Origin of the sequence: Pseudomonas sp. G2-4, assembly GCF_030064125.1 — a bacterium.
Lineage (GTDB): Bacteria > Pseudomonadota > Gammaproteobacteria > Pseudomonadales > Pseudomonadaceae > Aquipseudomonas.
Window position 1 is genome coordinate 1,687,793 of sequence record NZ_CP125957.1, and the last position, 18,984, is coordinate 1,706,776.

General features: G+C 60.2%; 15 protein-coding genes. All 15 read left to right on the forward strand.

What is annotated here, in order from left to right:
• The first annotated feature begins 327 nt into the window (after positions 1–327).
• The 15 genes from QNH97_RS07515 to QNH97_RS07585 all read left to right on the forward strand — a co-directional run bounded on the left by QNH97_RS07515 (position 328) and on the right by QNH97_RS07585 (position 18,934).
• Positions 328–1,065, forward strand: a complete 738-nt coding sequence (locus QNH97_RS07515; RefSeq protein ID WP_283556274.1) for a flagellar basal body rod protein FlgF — start codon at positions 328–330, stop codon at positions 1,063–1,065.
• Positions 1,066–1,114: 49 nt separating this feature from the next.
• On the forward strand, positions 1,115–1,900 hold the full coding sequence (flgG, locus tag QNH97_RS07520; RefSeq protein WP_283556275.1) for a flagellar basal-body rod protein FlgG: 786 nt from the start codon (positions 1,115–1,117) through the stop codon (positions 1,898–1,900).
• Positions 1,901–1,952: 52 nt separating this feature from the next.
• Entirely contained in the window at positions 1,953–2,648 is a 696-nt protein-coding gene (flgH, locus tag QNH97_RS07525) for a flagellar basal body L-ring protein FlgH (RefSeq protein WP_283556276.1), read from the forward strand.
• 30 nt (positions 2,649–2,678) lie between these two features.
• Entirely contained in the window at positions 2,679–3,764 is a 1,086-nt protein-coding gene (locus QNH97_RS07530) for a flagellar basal body P-ring protein FlgI (protein ID WP_283557438.1), read from the forward strand.
• A gap of 10 nt (positions 3,765–3,774) precedes the next feature.
• Complete coding sequence (flgJ, locus tag QNH97_RS07535; protein ID WP_283556277.1) at positions 3,775–5,079, forward strand: flagellar assembly peptidoglycan hydrolase FlgJ; 1,305 nt, start codon at positions 3,775–3,777, stop codon at positions 5,077–5,079.
• A 10-nt stretch (positions 5,080–5,089) separates the two neighbouring features.
• Entirely contained in the window at positions 5,090–7,156 is a 2,067-nt protein-coding gene (gene flgK / locus QNH97_RS07540; RefSeq protein ID WP_283556278.1) for a flagellar hook-associated protein FlgK, read from the forward strand.
• Between the two features lie 13 nt (positions 7,157–7,169).
• A complete protein-coding gene (locus QNH97_RS07545; RefSeq protein WP_283556279.1) occupies positions 7,170–8,735 on the forward strand; it encodes a flagellar hook-associated protein 3 in 1,566 nt (521 codons plus the stop codon).
• Between the two features lie 94 nt (positions 8,736–8,829).
• Complete coding sequence (locus QNH97_RS07550) at positions 8,830–12,402, forward strand: glycosyltransferase (RefSeq protein ID WP_283556280.1); 3,573 nt, start codon at positions 8,830–8,832, stop codon at positions 12,400–12,402.
• 247 nt (positions 12,403–12,649) lie between these two features.
• On the forward strand, positions 12,650–13,423 hold the full coding sequence (gene rfbF / locus QNH97_RS07555) for a glucose-1-phosphate cytidylyltransferase (protein ID WP_283556281.1): 774 nt from the start codon (positions 12,650–12,652) through the stop codon (positions 13,421–13,423).
• Positions 13,405–14,487 carry a CDP-glucose 4,6-dehydratase gene (gene rfbG / locus QNH97_RS07560; RefSeq protein WP_283556282.1) on the forward strand — a complete coding sequence of 361 codons (1,083 nt, stop codon included), beginning with the start codon at positions 13,405–13,407 and terminating at the stop codon, positions 14,485–14,487. The genes rfbF and rfbG overlap by 19 nt, the downstream gene beginning before the upstream one ends.
• Entirely contained in the window at positions 14,484–15,044 is a 561-nt protein-coding gene (rfbC, locus tag QNH97_RS07565; RefSeq protein ID WP_283556283.1) for a dTDP-4-dehydrorhamnose 3,5-epimerase, read from the forward strand. Before rfbG ends, rfbC begins: the two co-directional genes overlap by 4 nt.
• A complete protein-coding gene (locus tag QNH97_RS07570) occupies positions 15,041–16,267 on the forward strand; it encodes a class I SAM-dependent methyltransferase (protein WP_283556284.1) in 1,227 nt (408 codons plus the stop codon). The genes rfbC and QNH97_RS07570 overlap by 4 nt, the downstream gene beginning before the upstream one ends.
• Positions 16,264–17,121 carry an NAD-dependent epimerase/dehydratase family protein gene (locus QNH97_RS07575; protein WP_283556285.1) on the forward strand — a complete coding sequence of 286 codons (858 nt, stop codon included), beginning with the start codon at positions 16,264–16,266 and terminating at the stop codon, positions 17,119–17,121. The genes QNH97_RS07570 and QNH97_RS07575 overlap by 4 nt, the downstream gene beginning before the upstream one ends.
• On the forward strand, positions 17,111–18,181 hold the full coding sequence (locus QNH97_RS07580; RefSeq protein WP_283556286.1) for a class I SAM-dependent methyltransferase: 1,071 nt from the start codon (positions 17,111–17,113) through the stop codon (positions 18,179–18,181). Before QNH97_RS07575 ends, QNH97_RS07580 begins: the two co-directional genes overlap by 11 nt.
• Positions 18,182–18,196: 15 nt before the next feature.
• Positions 18,197–18,934: a cephalosporin hydroxylase family protein gene (locus QNH97_RS07585; RefSeq protein ID WP_283556287.1), complete on the forward strand. Its 738-nt coding sequence runs from the start codon at positions 18,197–18,199 to the stop codon at positions 18,932–18,934.
• Positions 18,935–18,984: the final 50 nt, after the last annotated feature.

An 18,984-nucleotide genomic window follows, 5' to 3' on the forward strand; every position in this document is an offset into this window, starting at 1 on the left:
CTATTGTGTTTTTGCTGGCCTCATCGCGAGCAGGCTCGCTCCCACAAGGTTATCGATTGCTCACAATCATGGGAGCACTGGAGATCCAATGTGGGAGCGAGCCTGCTCGCGATGACGACAGTGGCCGTTGCCAAGGTCAAGCGTTGCCGTAAGCGGCACAACACCGCCGGTTTTTCGTCTTCGAGACATTTCAAAAACCCCTTCCAGAACCCTCCAGCCCTTTGTTTGCCGGGGTGCTGGGCGCCAGAAAAAAGTTGGTCTGCAAATTGCTTATGCCTCAGCAGTACAGCAGTGGACGGCAAACGTCCGGCATGCAGAGGAACGACAGTGGACAAGTACCTTTATGTGGCAATGACCGGCGCCAGCCAGAACGCGCTGGCGCAGCGGGCCCATGCCAACAACCTGGCGAACATCTCCACCAACGGTTTTCAGAAAGACCTGGAGCAGGCGCGCTCGATGCCGGTGTTCGGCGACAGCTTTCCGGCGCGGGCGTTTGCCATGTCCGAGCGGCCCGCCACTGACTTCACCCCGGGAGCACTGGTGGAGACCGGTCGTGACCTCGATGTTGCGGTCAGCGGGCAGGGCTGGATGGCCGTGCAGAATCCCGATGGCGGTGAAAGCTACGTGCGCACCGGCAGCCTCAACGTCGACGCCCTGGGTGTGCTGCGTGCCGGCAACGGCATGCCGGTGATGGGCAACGGTGGGCCGATCGCGGTGCCGCCGGAGCAGAAAATCGAAATCGGCCAGGACGGCACCATCAGCATCCGCGCCATGGGCGAAGGTCCGCGCGTGATGGCTGAAGTCGACCGCATCAAGCTGGTCAACCCGGACCTCAAGACCATGACCAAGGGCCTGGACGGCTCGATCCGGACCAAGGACGGCCAGCCGGCGCCTATCGATGGCACCGTGCAGCTGGTGTCCGGGTTCCAGGAAGCGAGCAACGTCAATGCCGTTGATGAGATGACTTCGGTGCTGGCCCTGGCCAAGCAATTCGAGCTTCACGTCAAGATGATGAACACCGCCAAAGAAGGCGACGAGGCCATGGCCCGGGTCTTGCAGATCTAATCATTAATTACAGCGCTGCGCCGAAAAACAGGCGTACGAGGAGAATCGAATGCTTCCGGCTCTATGGGTTGCCAAAACAGGTCTGTCCGCCCAGGACACCAACCTGACGACCATTTCCAACAACTTGGCGAACGTCTCGACCACGGGTTTCAAACGTGATCGCGCCGAGTTCCAGGACCTGCTGTATCAGGTCAAGCGCCAACCAGGCGCCCAGTCGACCCAGGACAGCGAACTGCCGTCGGGCCTGCAAGTGGGTACTGGTGTGCGCATTGTCGGCACTCAGAAAAACTTCACCGCCGGTAGCCTGCAAACCACCGAGCAGCCGCTGGACATGGCTATCGACGGTCGCGGTTTCTTCCAGATCCTGCAGCCGGACGGCACCACGTCCTACACCCGTGACGGTACGTTCCACCTCGATTCCAACGGCCAGATCGTCAATGCCAGCGGTTTCGCCCTGGAGCCGGCCATCATCATCCCGAACGATGCTCAGACGTTCACCGTGGGCCGCGACGGCACCGTGTCCATCACGGTGGCGGGCAACCCTGCCTCCCAGGTGATCGGCAACCTGCAGACCGCCGACTTCATCAACCCGGCCGGCCTGCAAGCGACAGGCAACAACCTGTTCCTGGAAACCGCCGCCAGTGGCGCGCCGCAAGTCGGCACGCCGGGCCTGAACGGGTTTGGCACCACGCTGCAGAACACCCTGGAAACGTCCAACGTGAGCACCGTGGAGGAGATGGTCAACATGATCACCACCCAGCGCGCCTACGAGATGAACTCCAAGGTGATTTCCACCGCCGACCAGATGCTCTCGTTCGTTACGCAGAATCTGTAATCACGTCTATAGAGGCGGCCTGAGGTCGCCTGCAACACCGAGAGGTAGGGTCATGAATCGCTTCGTATCTGTTCTGGCACTGAGTGGCATCACCGCACTCGCGGGCTGTGTCGGGCCAACGCCCAAGCCCAATGACCCGTACTACGCTCCGGTGTTGCCGCGCACGCCGTTGCCGGCTGCCGCCAACAATGGCTCGATCTACCAGGCCGGTTTCGAGCAGAACCTGTACAGCGACCGCAAGGCCTTCCGGGTCGGTGACATCATCACCATTACCCTGAACGAGCGGACCCAGGCCAGCAAGAACGCCAACTCGCAGATCGACAAGACCAGCGAGACCAGCGTCGGCCTGACGTCGTTGTTCGGTTCCAGCCTGACTACCAATAACCCGATCGGCAGCGGTGACCTGAGCCTCAACGCCGGTTACGGTTCCGACCGGGCCAGCAAGGGTGACAGCAAGTCCGGCCAGAGCAACAGCCTGACCGGTTCGATCACCGTGACCGTCGCCGATGTGTTGCCCAACGGCATCATCGTCGTGCGGGGCGAGAAGTGGCTGACCCTCAACACCGGTGACGAACTGGTGCGCATCGCCGGCATGGTTCGCGCCGATGACATCGCCACCGATAACACGGTTTCGTCGACCCGGGTGGCCGATGCACGTATCACCTACTCGGGCACCGGTGCGTTTGCCGATGCGAGCCAGCCAGGTTGGTTCGACCGTTTCTTCCTCAGCCCGAAGTTCCCTTTCTAGGTGGCCCAGTTGAATCTTAAGCAGCTGTTGATGGGGGCGTTGGTGATGTCGCTGGCCTTTACCGCTCAAGCCGAGCGTTTGAAGGACATCGCCAGCATTTCCGGCGTGCGTACCAACCAGTTGATCGGCTACGGCCTGGTCGTGGGCCTCAATGGCACCGGTGACCAGACCACCCAGACCCCGTTCACCCTGCAGACCTTCAACAACATGCTGTCGCAGTTCGGCATCAAGGTGCCGGCAGGTTCCGGCAACGTGCAGTTGAAAAACGTCGCGGCGGTGTCGATCAGCGCCGATCTACCGGCGTTTGCCAAGCCCGGGCAGCAGGTGGATATCACCGTTTCCTCCATCGGTAACTCCAAGAGCCTGCGTGGCGGCACACTGCTGATGACGCCGCTCAAGGGGATCGACGGCAACGTCTACGCCATCGCCCAGGGCAACCTGGTGGTGGGCGGTTTCGATGCCGAGGGGCGCGACGGCTCGAAGATCACCGTCAACGTTCCGTCGGCCGGTCGCATCCCTGGCGGTGCGTCGGTGGAACGTGCGGTGCCGAGTGGTTTCAACCAGGGCAACAGCCTGACGCTGAACCTCAACCGTTCCGACTTCACCACCGCCAAGCGCATCGTCGACAAGATCAACGACCTGCTCGGCCCAGGCGTGGCCCAGGCGCTCGATGGCGGCTCGATTCGCGTCACCGCGCCGCTTGATCCAAGCCAGCGGGTCGACTATCTGTCGATCCTGGAAAACCTTGAAGTCGATCCAGGCCAGGCCGTGGCGAAAGTCATCATCAACTCGCGTACCGGTACCATCGTGATCGGACAGAACGTCAAGGTTTCCCCGGCCGCCGTGACCCACGGCAGCCTGACCGTGACCATCACCGAAGATCCGATTGTCAGCCAGCCAGGACCTTTGTCCAACGGCCAGACCGCCGTGGTCCCCCGTTCGCGGGTCAATGCCGAGCAAGAAGCCAAGCCGATGTTCAAGTTCGGCCCGGGCACTACCCTGGATGAAATCGTCCGGGCAGTGAACCAGGTCGGCGCGGCGCCGGGCGACTTGATGGCGATTCTCGAAGCCTTGAAACAGGCCGGCGCGTTGCAAGCCGACCTGATCGTGATTTGAGGAACTAGCCGTGGATATGCGCAAGGGCGCTTTGATCAGCGGGGATTCGGGGTCCTACTCGGACCTGAACCGCCTGAACCAGCTCAAGGTTGGCGACAAGAACAGCGACAGCAACCTGCGCAAAGTGGCGCAGGAATTCGAGTCGCTGTTCCTCGGCGAAATGCTCAAGTCCATGCGTTCGGCCACCGAAGCAATGGGCAAGGACAATCCGCTTAATACGCCTGAAGCCAAGCAATACCAGGAAATGTACGACCAGCAGTTGGCCGTATCGATGTCTCGTGAGGGCGGCGGTATCGGCCTGGCCGATGTGCTGTTACGCCAGATGTCCAAGAATAAACCGCTGGCGCCAGGCGAGGCGGCCACCTTGTCGGCTGCCAAGCAGCAAGAGGCGCTGGACAAGGTTGCCAAGGCGCCGGTGCCTACGCCAATAGCGGCCGGCACGCTGCCTGACGGGCCTCTCTCACGCTCCAACGGCCAGCGCCCGCTGTGGGCTTCCCGGGCCGTGAACGCACCGCAAGGGGCGGGCGAGAGTACTCATCGCAACGACATGGAATTGATCAACCAGCGTCGCCTGGCCTTGCCGCCGAAACTGGCGGACCGCCTGCTCGCCGGGCTGGTGCCTTCGGCCTCGGTCAATGCCGATGTGCCAGCGCAGAACGTCTTGACGGATCGCGTCGTTGCCGCCGCCAAGCCGGCTACTGGCGAACTGGCCAATGGCGACTGGCTGGCGGCGCTCAAGGCTTCCGAGCCGAATGGGGGGATGCAGGTTTACGGTCGCTCCGTGGCACAACCGCCACTGGCGCCGGCCCGCAAGGCCTTCCGCGATGCCGACGAATTCGTCGACGCCATGTTGCCGATGGCCAAGGAAGCCGCGGATCGCATCGGTGTCGACCCACGTTACCTGGTGGCCCAGGCTGCCCTGGAAACCGGTTGGGGCAAGTCGGTCATGCGCCAGCCTGATGGCTCCAGCAGTCACAACCTGTTCGGTATCAAGGCCAGCCAGAGCTGGAAAGGTGATTCGGCGCGGGCGATCACCAGCGAGTTCCGCAACGGCGAGATGGTCAAGGAGACGGCCGAGTTCCGTTCCTACGCCTCGTATCGCGACAGTTTCCATGATCTGGTCAACCTGTTGCAAAGCAACAGTCGCTATCAAGATGTGCTGAAGTCGGCCGATAACCCCGAACAGTTTGTACGCGAGTTGCAAAAGGCCGGTTACGCCACCGACCCGAACTACGCCAACAAGATTTCGAACATAGCCCGGCAGATGACGAGTTACCAAAACTACGCTTCGGCAGGCGCCACCACGACTTTATAAGGTCTGAACCATGAGTTTGCTCAATATAGGGATGTCGGGTCTGTCAGCAAGCCAGACCGCGTTGGTGACCACGGGTAACAACATTGCCAACGTCGACACGGCCGGTTATTCGCGTCAGCAGACCGTGCAGACCACCAAGGCCTCCAACCAATACGGCAACGTGTTCATCGGCTCCGGCACAACCCTGGCCGACGTGCGCCGGGTGTATAACTCCTATCTTGAAGCTCAGCTGAAAACCACCACCTCGCTCAACAGTGACGCGGCGGCCTATCAGGGACAAATCACCCCGCTCGATTCCCTGTTGTCGGACAGCGGCACCGGCATGAACGGCGCGCTGACCAAGTTTTTTGCCTCGGTGCAAAACGTCAATGCCAAGCCTGGTGACGATGCTTCCCGTCAGTTGCTGCTCAGCGACGCCCAGGCCTTGAGCAACCGTTTCAACTCGATCGCCAGCCAACTGACGGCACAGAACGAGAATATCAACGGCAACCTGACGAACATGGTTGAACAGATCAACAACCTGGCTGCCACCGTTGCTCAACTGAACAAGAAGATCGCCGAGGTCTCCAACTCCGGTGGTGCTCCTAACGACCTGCTCGATGCCCGCAACGAGACCATTCTCCAACTGTCGACCTTCACGGGTACTCAGGTTGTGGAAAACGGCAGCAGCCTGGACATCTATCTGGGCTCCGGCCAGCCGCTGGTGATGGGCAGCACCGTCAATACCCTGCAAGCCGTGCCGGACAAGAACGATCCGGGACGCGTGGGCATCCAGCTCAACAGCGGTTCCAGTTCGATGGACCTGACTTCGGTGCTCACCGGTGGCGAGATTGGCGGCCTGATGCGCTACCGCAGTACCGTGCTCGACCCGGCTATGAACGAGCTGGGGCGCGTGGCCCTGGTGGTCGCCGACCAGATGAACGCCATTCAGGCCTCGGGCATCGACAAGAACGGCGCTTTCGGTTCCAACCTGTTCAGCAGCATCAACAGCGCCGCTCAGATGAGCCAGCGCAGCGTCGCCGCGTTGACCAACAGCGCAGGCTCCGGCAACTTCAACGTGGCCATCGAGGACACCGGCAAGCTGACCACCAACGACTACAAAATCACCTTCACCACGGGCACGGACTATACCGTCCAGCGCCTGCCCGACGGCACGTCGATGGGCGCGTTCAACACTGCGACCACACCGCCACCGGTGGTCGATGGCTTCTCGCTGACCTTCGGCAGCGGCCCGGCGGTGGCCGGTGATTCGTTCAAGATCACCCCGACCCGTAACGCGGCGACCAGCATCAAGACCGAAATGACCGATTCCAAGCGGCTGGCGATTGCCGCGCCGTTGGGCGCAGCCATCACACCGGGCGGCAGCGGTACGCTGACCATTCCGGCCAGTGGCCAGCCGACGATGACCACCAAGCTGGACATCTACGACGAAGCCACCACCACCATCATCCAGAACGGCATCAAGAGCTCCATGCCGGTCAAGGTGGTGTTTGGTGCGACGTCCACCGACGGCACCAGCCAGGCTTACCGATTGCTGGATGCTAAAGGCGGCCTCATCAGCAGCGGCACGATCAAGCCTGGCCAGAGCAATACCCTGAGCTTGAGTGTCCCGCTCAAGGACGCCAGCGGCACGCCGATCATGGATTCGTCTGTTCCACCGGTGCAACGCACTGTCACGTTTGACATGTCCATCGCTGGTTCGCCATCCGAAGGTGCCGGTATTGATGTCAGCCTCAGTCAGCCCGGCACCCTGGACAACCGTAACGGTACGGTTCTGGCCGGCTTGCAGACTGCCAAGACCGTGGACACCGGTTCCGCCAGCAAAGGGATTTCCCTGAACGACGCCTACGGCAAGCTGGTGGAGGGTGTCGGCTCCAAGGCCGCCCAGGGCAAGCTCGACAGCGCCGCCACTGGTGCAATCCTGGACAACGCCAAGACCGCCCGCGACTCGTTGTCGGGCGTGGACCTGGATGAAGAAACCGGCAACCTGGTCAAGTTTCAGCAGTACTACACCGCGTCTTCGCAGATCATCAAGGCTGCGCAGGAAATCTTCAGCACATTGATCAACAGTCTTTAAGGAGCCGTAGCCCATGCGCATTTCCACCTCCCAGTTTTACGAGAGCACGGCTGCGAACTACCAGAAAAACTTTGCCAAGGTGGTTAAGACCAGCGAAGAAGCCAGTAGCTTGGTACGCATCAATACTGCCGCCGATGATCCGGTTGGGGCTTCGCGTCTGCTGCAGTTGGGCACTCAGGCGTCGATGCTTGCCCAGTACGAAACCAACGCCAACACCATCAAGGCGACCCTGGGCACGACTGAAGCCGTAATGACCAGCATCGGTAATGTGCTGCAGCGCGCCAAGGAATTGGCCGTCGGTGCCGGCAACGCCGGCTACACCGACGCCGACCGCCAAGCCAACGCCTCGGAGCTGGCACAGATCGAAGAGCAGTTGCTGAGTCTGATGAACAGCAAGGACGAAAACGGCAAGTACATTTTCGCAGGCTCCAAGGGCGATACCATGCCGTTCACCCGCAACAACGATGGCAGCTACAGCTACAACGGTGACCAGGTGACCCTCGACCTGCCGGTTGGCGACACCATGTCGATGGCCACCAACAGCACGGGATGGGAAGTCTTCCAGCAGGCCGTCAATACCAGCCGCAGCCAGGTCACCATGACCGCCCCGGCAGTGAATGACGGCCGGGTGGTCTTGTCCGATGGTCAGGTATCGTCCAGCGTCAGCTATAACAGCAAGTTCCGCAGTGGGGAGCCGTACACTGTTGAGTTCACCAGCGGCACCCAACTAAAAATCACCGACTCCGGCGGCAATGATGTCACCGCAGAAGCCAGCCGGGGTGGTGCTTTCGACCCCAACAGCAAAAGCGGCCAGGCGGTGCAGTTCCGGGGACTGGAATTGACTCTGAACATCAATCTGCAGACCGGTGATAACGCCGGCACCGTATTGCCTGGCCATACTTTCACCCTGGCCGCCAAGCCGGACACTTTTGTCCCGACCCGCAGCCCGGGCAACCCGACCACGGTCCAGATTACCGACAGCACGATCACTGATCCGGTGGCGTATCACGCTAGCTTCCCTACCGGTTCGGCTGTGTTGAAGTTCACCAGCGCCACTGATTTCGACCTTTACGCTGCGCCGTTGACCGCTGACAGCCAGCCGGTGTCCAGCGGCACCCTGGCCGGCAACGTGGCTACCGCTTCGGGGGTGAGCTTCACCCTGGACGGTACGCCGGCTGCCGACGATCAGTTCAGTATCGCGGTCAACACCCATGAGACCCAGAACATCCTGGATACCGTGAACCAGCTGAAAACCGCGCTGAGCACGCCGACCAACAATGATCCGATTGCTGTGCAGAAGTTGCAGGCGTCGCTGGCCTCCGGTATCGCTAACCTGGCGAGCGGCACAGATCAATTGTCCAGCGCCTTGAGTTCGGTGGGCGGGCGCGGACAGGCCTTGGAAAATCAGAGCGACACCAACCAGAGCCTGATCCAGGCCAACACCCAGACTCAATCGTCGATCCGTGATTCCGATGCGGCCGAAGTGATGACCCGACTGACCTTGCAGCAGACCATGTTGCAGGCCTCGCAACTGGCCTTCAGCAAAATTGCCCAATTGGGCCTGTTCAACAAGATCTGAGCCGGTATTCACCGAGCCGCCAACCGTCTTTTTTTAAGCGGTTCCGGGGCTCCGACCTGAAAAGGTCGGGGCCCGCCGCTCGAGAGTTTTTGCCGTGAAGTCACTTCCCCTCGTCAGCATTGTCATCCCCGCGTACAACCCACGGTTTTTCGACCAGGCACTGCTCAGCGCCCTGGCCCAGACCTACGAACAAATTGAAATCGTTGTCTGCGATGATTCGCCTGGCGATGAAATTCGCCATATCGTCGAGTCTTTCACCCAGCCGGCGCATCCGGTCCGCTATCTGCGAAACCCTCGACGACTGGGGCTTCAGGGCAACCTGTTGCGCTGTGTCGAAGAGGCGCAGGGTGAGTTCATCAAGGTGCTGTGTGACGACGACCGGCTGTTTGCGCCGAGCATTGCGATGCAGGCCCAGGCGTTGATGGATCATGCTGATGTCAGTGTGGTATTTGCGCTTCGGTTGTTGTGTGATGCGGGTAATTTTATCTTGCCGCCGCGCGTGGACAATTGCCGTTTTTCGCCCAACGACGCTTTGCTCAAAGGCGACGACATGCTGGCGATTTTCGAGAGCACACTGACCAACTTTGTTGGCAATTTCAGTTCAACGCTGATGCGCCGCGCCGATGTGCTGGAATTGCTGCCTGCCTTGATACAGGACGGTGCCGGTTTTGTTGCGGTGCTCGATTTTGCTTTGTTTGTCTGCCTGATGCGGCGCGGTAATCTGATTGCCTTGAATACCGTGTTAAGTATCGAGCGCCTCTACCCGGAGCGTTTGAGCAAGACACCGGAAATGCTCAAGGCTGCCAAGATAGAGTGGGAGTGGCTGGCGCAGATGCTTGTTGCGCGCAGCGGTGAAGCGGCTCCTGCCTCGGGGTGGGTGCGCTGCATTGATCTGGACAAAATCACCGATGAGTCTCATGCCTGGCAAGAGCTCTGCGTAACCCGCGTATTGGGCAACCGCAATACCGTCGTGAATGGTCGAGTGGGGGCGCAAAGTGAGAGTTATGCGGACTTCTATCGCGAATGGCTGACCGTCCGCCGGTTCAGTGAGGTGGAAAAACGCGTCATGCCCGCGCGCGTTGATAGTTGGCCGTTTCGACCGAACATCGTGCCTTTGATCATCGACGCGATCGGCGATGCAACGTCGCTAGCGGCGACGTTACGTAGCATCAAGGACCAGTTGTATCCAGCCCAGGCCGTGGTGGTGCTTTCCGATGCTCATTGCGAAGTGGACGAGCGAGTGCTGCAACTGCCTTATCAGGCCGATTGGCCGAGTCAGTTCAATGCCATCGTTCCCCAGCTGGAAGGCGCGCATTGGTTCTACCTGCTGCGAGCGGGCGACGTCCTGCGCGATTCGGCATTGCTGATCCTGGCCGAGCGAGTTGCCGGGAGGCAGGGCATCCTTTGCGTCTACAGTGATGAAGGGGCGTTTGTTGACGGCGAGTCCTTCGAGCCGGTATTCAAGCCGGATTTCAACCTGGACCTGATGCGCGCTTACCCTTATGTCGGCCGGACCCTGGCTTTCGAGCGTGAACGATTCATGGCTCTCGGCGGCTTCGAATCGGATCACGGTGAGCTGGCGCCCCACGATCTGCTCTGGCGGCTGGTGGAAGAGGCCGGCCCTCAGACCGTCGAGCATATCGCAGAGATCCAGGTCGAGTCGGTCCTGAGCTTCGCCCAATGGTTGTCGCTGCCCGAGGTCATCGATGGCAATGCCCGCTTGGTTGGCGCGCATCTGGGCCGTATCGGTATCAATCATGAGATTTCCCCGGACACGTTGCCGTTGATCAACCGCATCAACTACCGACACGGCGACCGCCCACTGGTATCGATTATCGTGCGGACCGGCGATTCGCTTGCAACCTTGCAGCGTTGCGCCGAGAGCCTGATCGAGCGCACGGCCTACGCTCACTATGAAATCCTTATCGTGGACAGCGGCGTCCGGGATCCGGCCATGCTCGACTGGCTGGAGAACATGTCGCAGCTGGGTGCGAGCATGTTGCGGGTGCTGCGTCATGTCGGCGAGGACAATGATGCAGCGGTGCGTAATTTCGCCGCTGCTCAGGCCCGGGGCGAATACCTGCTATTGCTTAGTCCGCACCTGATTGCTTGCGAAAATGACTGGCTGGACGAGATGATCAATCATGCCCAGCGTCCTGAGGTTGCGGTGGTCGGTGCGAGAATACTCAGTCTTCAAGGCACGATTGTTGGCGGCGGGCAGATTCTCGGGTTGGCTGGGCCGGTGGGCACGCCGTTCTACGGTGAGTCCGCGGCTTCGCGCGGCTACATGCAGCGTTTGCATACGACCCAGAACTGGAGTTCAGTCAGCAGCGACTGTCTGATGGTGCGCAAGCAGGTTTTCGATGAGCTCGGCTGCCTGGACGATACGTCCTTTACCTTCGGCCTCAGCGATGTCGATCTGTGCCTGCGCGCAGGCAAAAGCGGCTATCTGGTAGTCTGGACGCCTTACGCCACGGTCATGAAAGTCGACCCCCAATCGACCGCTGCCCAGTCTGAAGAAACCCCGTTGGTGGAGCGCGAGCACGAAGTCTTTTATCGCAAATGGCTGCCGCAGATCGCCCGGGATCCGGCCTACAATCCTGCACTGAGCCTGGGGGCTTCCAGCTTCAGTCTGGAACCGTCGCTGCGCAACAACTGGAACCCGTTCTGCACCCGCGCCCTGCCATTGATACTTGGCTTGCCGGTCAACGCCACCGCGGTCGGGCATTATCGTGTCACGGCCCCGTTGGCCGAATTGGAGGCCGCCGGACGGGTAATCGCCCGGGTTGCCTACGAGTCGCCTCCTACTGTTGAGATCGAGCGTCTGTCGCCGGACACGATCGTATTGCAGGGGCGCTACAGCGAAGGGGCCGCCGGCGATATTCTTAGAATGAAGAAATACTCCGGTGCCTTGCGGATCTTCGAACTCGACGATTATGTCGTTAAGGCGCCCAAGAAAAACACTCATGCACGCAACAAACCGGCCAATATCGAGCAGATGCTGCGTGAAGGAATCGGGTTGTGTGATCGCGTGGTGGTGACGACACCTTCGCTCGCTGATGCCTTGTCCAGTATGCACAATGAAATCCGCATCGTGCCCAACATGTTGCCGCCCGAGCCTTGGGCGAAGCTGACCAGCCGGCGCAGTACGTCCTCCAAGCCTCGGGTGGGTTGGGGCGGAGGGACCAGCCACAGTGGTGATCTGGAGATCATTGCGGAGGTGGTTCGCGAGCTGGCAAATGAAGTGGAGTGGGTGTTCTTCGGCATGTGCCCGGAAGCATTGCGGCCCTATATCCATGAGTTCCATGGTTCAGTCGCTTTGACCCACTATCCATTCAAACTGGCCAGCCTGAACCTCGACCTGGCGCTGGCTCCCCTGGAGTTCCACATCTTCAACGACTGCAAGAGCAACCTGCGCCTGCTGGAGTACGGCGCCTGCGGCTACCCGGTGATCTGCACCGACACCAAGGCCTACGACGGTTTCCTGCCGTGTACCAAGGTACGCAGCAACAGCACCGAGGAATGGATCGCAGCGATCCGCATGCACTTGGCCGATCCTGATGCCAGCTATCGGATGGGGGATGAACTGCGTGAGGCGGTGCTTCGGGATTTCATGCTCAGTGGCGATAACTTGCAGCATTGGTTGTGGGGATGGTTGCCAGACTGATTTGTGAGGAGAGGATAATCCCTGCGCCACAAAAAGCGGTGTTCGGCGTTTTTCCGACGTCTCCTTCCATGCACCTCCCTGATGCGAGCTGGCGCGTTTCCTGCAGGTCCCCCTTATATCGCCATAAAACGAGCGCTTCGGCCGTATCGGAGCGCCCTGATCGGCATTGGCATTGAAGGTGTAATCCCCGCGCCCGCAAAGCGAAACAACGCTTGGCCGAGCCCGGTGACGAACAAGAGGGGAGACGATGAAGGCAGTTATCTTGGCAGGTGGTCTCGGCACACGCATCAGCGAGGAGTCGCACCTCAAGCCCAAGCCGATGATCGAGATCGGTGGCAAGCCAATTCTTTGGCACATCATGAAGCAGTATTCCGCCCATGGAATCCACGACTTCGTCATTTGCCTTGGCTACAAGGGCTATGCCATCAAGGATTTCTTCGCCAACTACTTCCTGCACACCTCCGACGTCACCTTCGACATGTGCAACAACCGCATGGACGTTCATCAGAACTACAGCGAGCCGTGGCGCGTGACCCTGATCGACACTGGCGAAGACACCATGACCGGCGGTCGTCTGCGTCGAGCGGCGCGTTATCTGGAAAATGAAGAAGCGTTCTGCTTCACCTATGGTGACGGTGTTTCGGACCTCAATATCGGCGCGCTGGTGGATTTTCATCTGTCACACGGCAAGCTGGCCACGGTCACTGCAGTCCAGCCTCCCGGACGCTACGGCGCGCTTGAGCGCGATGGCGATAGCGTCCTGGGTTTCACCGAGAAACCACGGGGGGATGGTGGCTGGATCAACGGTGGCTTCTTTGTACTCTCGCCGAAGGTCTTGCCTTACATCGCTGATGATCAGACTTCCTGGGAAGCCGAGCCGCTGGCGGCATTGGCGACCGAGCAGCAGCTCCAGGCGTTTCAGCACGACGGTTTCTGGCATCCAATGGACACCCTGCGGGATAAAAACCACCTCGAAGCCCTGTGGCAAAGCGGGGAGGCCCCATGGAAGCAATGGGACTGAACCCGGAGTTCTGGCGCGGTAAGCGGGTGCTGGTCACCGGCCATACCGGCTTCAAGGGCAGCTGGCTGACGCTGTGGCTGCAAAGCCTTGGCGCCCAGGTCAGCGGCTTTTCCCTGGACCCGGCCACCAAGCCGAGCCTGTTCGAGTTGGCCCGGGTGAGCGAGGGCATCGATGATAGGCGCGCTGACTTGCGCGACCTAGGCGCCTTGCTCGAAGTGCTCGCTGACGTGCAACCGCAGATTGTCCTGCACCTGGCGGCCCAACCGCTGGTGCGTGAGGGGTATCGCGATCCGTTGGGTACCTATTCCAGCAATGTCATGGGCACCCTTAACCTGCTCGAAGCGATCCGTCAGATCGGTGGCGTGCGCGCCTGTGTATTGGTGACCACCGACAAGGTCTACGCCAACCAGGAATGGTTGTGGCCCTATCGCGAAAATGAACCCTTGGGCGGTCACGATCCCTACAGCAGCAGCAAGGCCTGCTGCGAATTGCTGGCGCAGTCTTATGCCGCTTCGTTTTTCTCCGCCGATCGTTACGCCGAACATGGCCTGGCCCTGGCCACGGCCCGAGCCGGAAACGTGCTGGGCGGCGGTGATTTCGCCCCTGAGCGCCTGATTCCGGACGTGCTCAAGGCCTGGTCGGCGGACGAGCCGGTGACGCTGCGTTATCCACAAGCCGTGCGCCCGTGGCAACACGCCTTGGAGCCGTTGGCCGGTTATCTACAGTTGGCTGCTGGCCTCTATGAGCAGGGGCCGGAATTTGCCGGTGCCTGGAACTTCGGCCCTGGCGAAGCGGACATGTGCAGCGTTGGCGAAGTCGTCCAGCTATTGGCCGAGCGCTGGCCGCAAGCGCCCGGCCTGCGCATCGAACCGAGCGACTTACATGAGGCTGGCCTGCTGCGCCTGGACAGCAGCCGCGCCCGGCAATTGCTGGGTTGGCAGCCGCGCTGGTCGTTGCAGCAGTGTCTTGCCCAAACCCTTGATTGGCATTTGGCGTGGCAGAACGGCGACGACATGCGCCAGGTCACGCTGGGTCAATTGAATCTGTACCGAGGCACGTTGTGAGCGAGTTCGCATTGAAGGCATTGCCGCTAGCCAGCTTGTTCAGCGTCCAGCACAAGCGCTTCGAAGACCAGCGCGGACATTTCGCCCGGTTGTTCTGCGAAGGCAGCCTGAACGCGTTCGGCCAGCCGTTTCATATCCGTCAGATCAACCATTCCTGCACCCGGGAGCGGGGCAGCGTGCGCGGCCTGCATTACCAGAATGCGGCGCAACCGGAAGCCAAGCTGATCACCTGCCTGCGCGGTGAGGTCTGGGACGTGGCCGTGGATCTACGACCCGATTCCGAAACCTTCCTGCATTGGCATGCCGAGCACCTGAAAGCTGGCGATGGTCGCAGCCTGTTGATCCCGGCCGGGTTCGCCCATGGCTTCCAGACCCTCACCGACGATGCCGAACTGCTTTACTTGCATAGCGCCGATTACGCCCCAGAGCACGAGGGCGGTCTGTCGGTGAATGATCCGCGGCTGGCGATTGCCTGGCCACTGCCTGTCAATAATCTGTCGAGCCGGGATAGCAACCATCCGTTGCTCGACGAGCGTTTCGCTGGAGTGCGTCTATGAACTGCCGAGGTTGCGGGACTGCCCTGGCCTTGCCATTGATTGACCTCGGCACTTCGCCGCCGTCCAATGCCTATGTGCGAGCCGACCAATTGGATCAGGCCGAGCAGTGGGTGCCGCTCAAGGTCGCCGTGTGCCAGCAGTGTTGGTTGGTTCAGACTGAGGATTACACCCGCGCCGACACGCTGTTCGACGCCGAGTATGCCTATTTCAGTTCGTTCTCCAGCACTTGGCTGGCCCATGCTGAACGCTATGTGGCCGAGATGGTCGAGCGCTTCGATCTGAACGCCGACAGCCGTGTGGTGGAAATCGCCGCTAACGACGGTTACCTGTTGCAGTACGTAGCCAGGCGCGGCATCCCGTGCCTGGGGGTCGAGCCGACCCGCAGCACCGCCGAGGCGGCTCGCGCCAAAGGCCTGGAGATTCGCGAACTGTTCTTTGGCCGCGAAACGGCTTTGCAATTGAAGAGTGAAGGCCGGGCTGCCGATCTGATGGCGGCCAATAATGTGCTGGCCCATGTGCCGGACATCAATGATTTCCTCGCCGGTTTCGCCACGCTGCTGAAATCAACGGGGGTGGCCACGTTCGAGTTTCCACAGCTACTGACGCTGATGGCCGGGCAGCAGTTCGATACGCTCTATCATGAACACTTTTCCTATCTGTCGCTCACGGCGGTGCAGACCCTGTGTGAGCGCAATGGCCTGGAGGTGTTCGACGTCAGCCAACTGTCGACCCACGGCGGTTCGTTGCGGGTGTTTGTCCAACGTGCCGATGGTATTCGTCGTCCGGTACAGGTCACGGTACAGCAGCAATTGCAGGCTGAACTGGATGCGGGCGTGAAAACCACCGCGTACTACGCCACCTTGGCGCCGGCTGCCGAGGCCATCAAGCATGGCTTGCTGCGCTTTCTGTTGCAGGCCAAGGCCGATGGCAAGCGTGTGGTCGGTTATGGCGCGGCGGCCAAGGGCAACACGTTGCTCAACTACGCTGGGGTCAAGCCTGACCTGTTGGCCTGGGTGGCGGACGCCAACCCGCACAAACAGGGCAAGTATTTGCCGGGCAGCCGGATTCCCATCGTGTCGCCCGAGCGTATCGCGGCAGAGAAACCCGATTACGTCCTCGTCCTTCCTTGGAACTTGCTGAGCGAAGTTGGCCAGCAGTTGGCTGAGGTTCGCCAATGGGGCGGGCAATTCGTCATCGCGGTGCCTGAGTTGACGGTGCTATGAAGGTTTTAGTGACCGGAGCCACCGGGTTTGTCGGCCGTCATCTGGTTGCGGCCTTGCTCGCTCGCGGTTGCCAGGTTCGAGCAGTCGCGCGCCGGTTTGAGCCGGCCAGGGCATTGCCCTGGTTCGACCAAGTTGAATTCGTCGCGGCCGATGTCCACGCGGAAGAATTGGACGTCGTTGCGTTGACCGAGGGGGTCGATGCCTTGGCGCATCTGGCGTGGCCGGGACTGCCGAATTACCAGGCACTGTTTCATTTCGAACACAACTTGATGGCCGACTATCAGTTCATCAAACAGGCCGTTCTGGCGGGGGTCGGGCAGGTGCTGGTGACTGGCACCTGTTTCGAATACGGCCTGCAAAGCGGGCCACTCGACGAACAGACTGCGCCGCAACCGGCCAACCCTTATGGGTTGGCAAAAAATACCTTGCGCCTGTTTCTTGAACACTTGCAACGCGAGCACCCGTTTACCCTGCAGTGGGCACGTTTGTTCTACCTGCACGGCGCCGGCCAGAACCCTAACAGCCTGCTCGCGGCGCTGGACCGGGCCATCGATGCCCAAGCCTCGGTATTCGATATGTCCGGGGGCGAGCAACTGCGCGATTACCTGGCAATCGAAACAGCCACTGCTTATCTGGCGGGTCTGCTGTCGCGGCGCGAATTCAATGGTGTCGTCAATTGCTCAAGTGGCGAACCGGTGTCGGTTCGCGCGCTTGTAGAAGCGCGGCTGCGTGAGCGTGGCGCGGCCATTCGCCTGAACCTGGGCCATTATCCCTATCCGACTCACGAACCCATGGCGTTCTGGGGCGTGGCCGAACGTTTGCACACCTTGTTGGGAGCCGAACATGATGCGTGAGCTGTACCGGGCCACCAGTCTTCCGGTTCTGCAGAACCGTACCTTCGCCGATGAGCAGTCGGCCAGAGCCTCGGCGAGTGCCGATATGGTCCTGGTCCAGGACGAAGTGAGCGGGTTGGTTTTCAATCGGGCATTCGATGCGGACAAACTCAGCTATGACAGCGACTACCAGAATGAACAGGCTCATTCCGGTCAGTTCCAGCAGCATCTCGCTGACGTGGAAGGCATCATCGCCCGGCATTTCAGCGGCCAGGAACTGATCGAAGTCGGTTGTGGCAAAGGCTATTTCCTGGAGCTGCTCAAAGAGCGGGGCTATGCCATCACCGGCATCGACCCTGCTTATGAAGGCGGCAACGCCGACGTGATCAAGGCGCCGTTCACTCGCGATCTGGGCCTATCGGCTGACGCGGTGGTGCTGCGTCACGTGCTGGAGCATATCCAAGGCCCGGTGGCTTTCCTTGCTGAAATCGCGGCGGCCAACCGAGGCGGGCAGATTTACATCGAAGTGCCGTGCCTGGACTGGATCCTGGAGCATCGTGCCTGGTTCGACCTGTTCTACGAGCACGTCAATTATTTCCGCCTCGATGACCTACGACGGATGTTCGGTACGGTACATGAGGCTGGACACCTGTTCGGTGGTCAGTACCTGTACATCGTTGCCGATCTGGCCACGTTGCGCCTGAAGCCGGAGCAGCCTGTTCCAGCCTTGCAATTGCCCGACGAATTCACCGCCAGTCTCGGGCGGGCGGTGCAGATCATCCAAGCTTCGCCGCAGCAGGGTTCGGCGATCTGGGGGGCATCCTCCAAGGGTGTGATCTATTCGTTGTTCCTGCAACGAGCCGGTGTTGCAGTGGACTGCGTGGTGGATATCAACCCGGCCAAGCAGGGGCGATATCTGCCGTTGAGTGGGATGCGGGTTTCCTCGCCCGAGGAGGCGATGGATGCTCTGCCTGAAGGGGCGCATGTATTTGTAATGAATTCCAATTACCTCGAAGAGATCAAGCGGATGACCGGTGGGCGCTACGTCTACCACGCCGTTGACAGTGCTTCGTTCCAATAATCGCGAGATTCGAAAATGACCGACAACACTATCCATAAAGCTTTCGAAGCCCAATGCCAGACCGAAATCGCCGGTCAAGGCCAAGACCAGAAACTGGTCGGCTTGGCCAAGGAGTTTTTCAACGAATCGGCCCGCCACAAGTACAGCTACCATTTTTCATGGATGGGTCGGCCGATCATCCAATTGCCACAGGACATGATGGCGATGCAGGAGTTGATCTGGCAGATCAAGCCTGACCTGATCATCGAATGTGGCATCGCTCACGGTGGCTCGATCATTTATTACGCCTCGTTGTTGGAGCTGCAAGGCCATGGCGAAGTGCTGGGCATCGACCTAGATATCCGCCCCCATAACCGCGAAGCCATTGAAAGCCACCCGATGAGCAAGCGCATTTCGATGATCGAAGGTTCGAGCATCGATCCGGCCATTGCCGAGCAGGTCCATGCGGCGGCCAAAGGCAAGAAAATCATCCTGGTACTCGATTCCAACCACACCCATGACCATGTGCTTGAAGAGCTGCGCCTGTATGCGCCGTTGGTTTCGGTGGGCAGTTATTGCGTAGTGATGGACACCGTGGTGGAAGACATGCCGGCGGACTTTTTCCCGGACCGTCCATGGGGCCCGGGCGACAACCCGAAAACCGCAGTATGGAAATACCTTGAAGAAAATGGTGACTTCGAAATCGACCGGCAGTTGCAGAACAAGCTGCTGATCACCGTCGCACCGGATGGCTATCTGCGCCGGGTTCGTTAATTCATCCGTTTCAAGTCATTGGCGTCTGACAGGTTGTGGGGACTAGGAAA

What these genes read in the sequence shown, in the direction of transcription:
- rfbF (WP_283556281.1), top strand. Translation starts at nt 12,650, where the DNA reads ATGAAGGCAGTTATCTTGGCAGGTGGTCTCGGCACACGCATCAGCGAG.
- QNH97_RS07570 (WP_283556284.1), top strand. Translation starts at nt 15,041, where the DNA reads ATGAACTGCCGAGGTTGCGGGACTGCCCTGGCCTTGCCATTGATTGAC.
- QNH97_RS07585 (WP_283556287.1), top strand. Translation starts at nt 18,197, where the DNA reads ATGACCGACAACACTATCCATAAAGCTTTCGAAGCCCAATGCCAGACC.
- flgH (WP_283556276.1), top strand. Translation starts at nt 1,953, where the DNA reads ATGAATCGCTTCGTATCTGTTCTGGCACTGAGTGGCATCACCGCACTC.
- QNH97_RS07530 (WP_283557438.1), top strand. Translation starts at nt 2,679, where the DNA reads ATGGGGGCGTTGGTGATGTCGCTGGCCTTTACCGCTCAAGCCGAGCGT.
- QNH97_RS07545 (WP_283556279.1), top strand. Translation starts at nt 7,170, where the DNA reads ATGCGCATTTCCACCTCCCAGTTTTACGAGAGCACGGCTGCGAACTAC.
- rfbG (WP_283556282.1), top strand. Translation starts at nt 13,405, where the DNA reads ATGGAAGCAATGGGACTGAACCCGGAGTTCTGGCGCGGTAAGCGGGTG.
- QNH97_RS07580 (WP_283556286.1), top strand. Translation starts at nt 17,111, where the DNA reads ATGATGCGTGAGCTGTACCGGGCCACCAGTCTTCCGGTTCTGCAGAAC.
- QNH97_RS07575 (WP_283556285.1), top strand. Translation starts at nt 16,264, where the DNA reads ATGAAGGTTTTAGTGACCGGAGCCACCGGGTTTGTCGGCCGTCATCTG.
- flgG (WP_283556275.1), top strand. Translation starts at nt 1,115, where the DNA reads ATGCTTCCGGCTCTATGGGTTGCCAAAACAGGTCTGTCCGCCCAGGAC.
- flgK (WP_283556278.1), top strand. Translation starts at nt 5,090, where the DNA reads ATGAGTTTGCTCAATATAGGGATGTCGGGTCTGTCAGCAAGCCAGACC.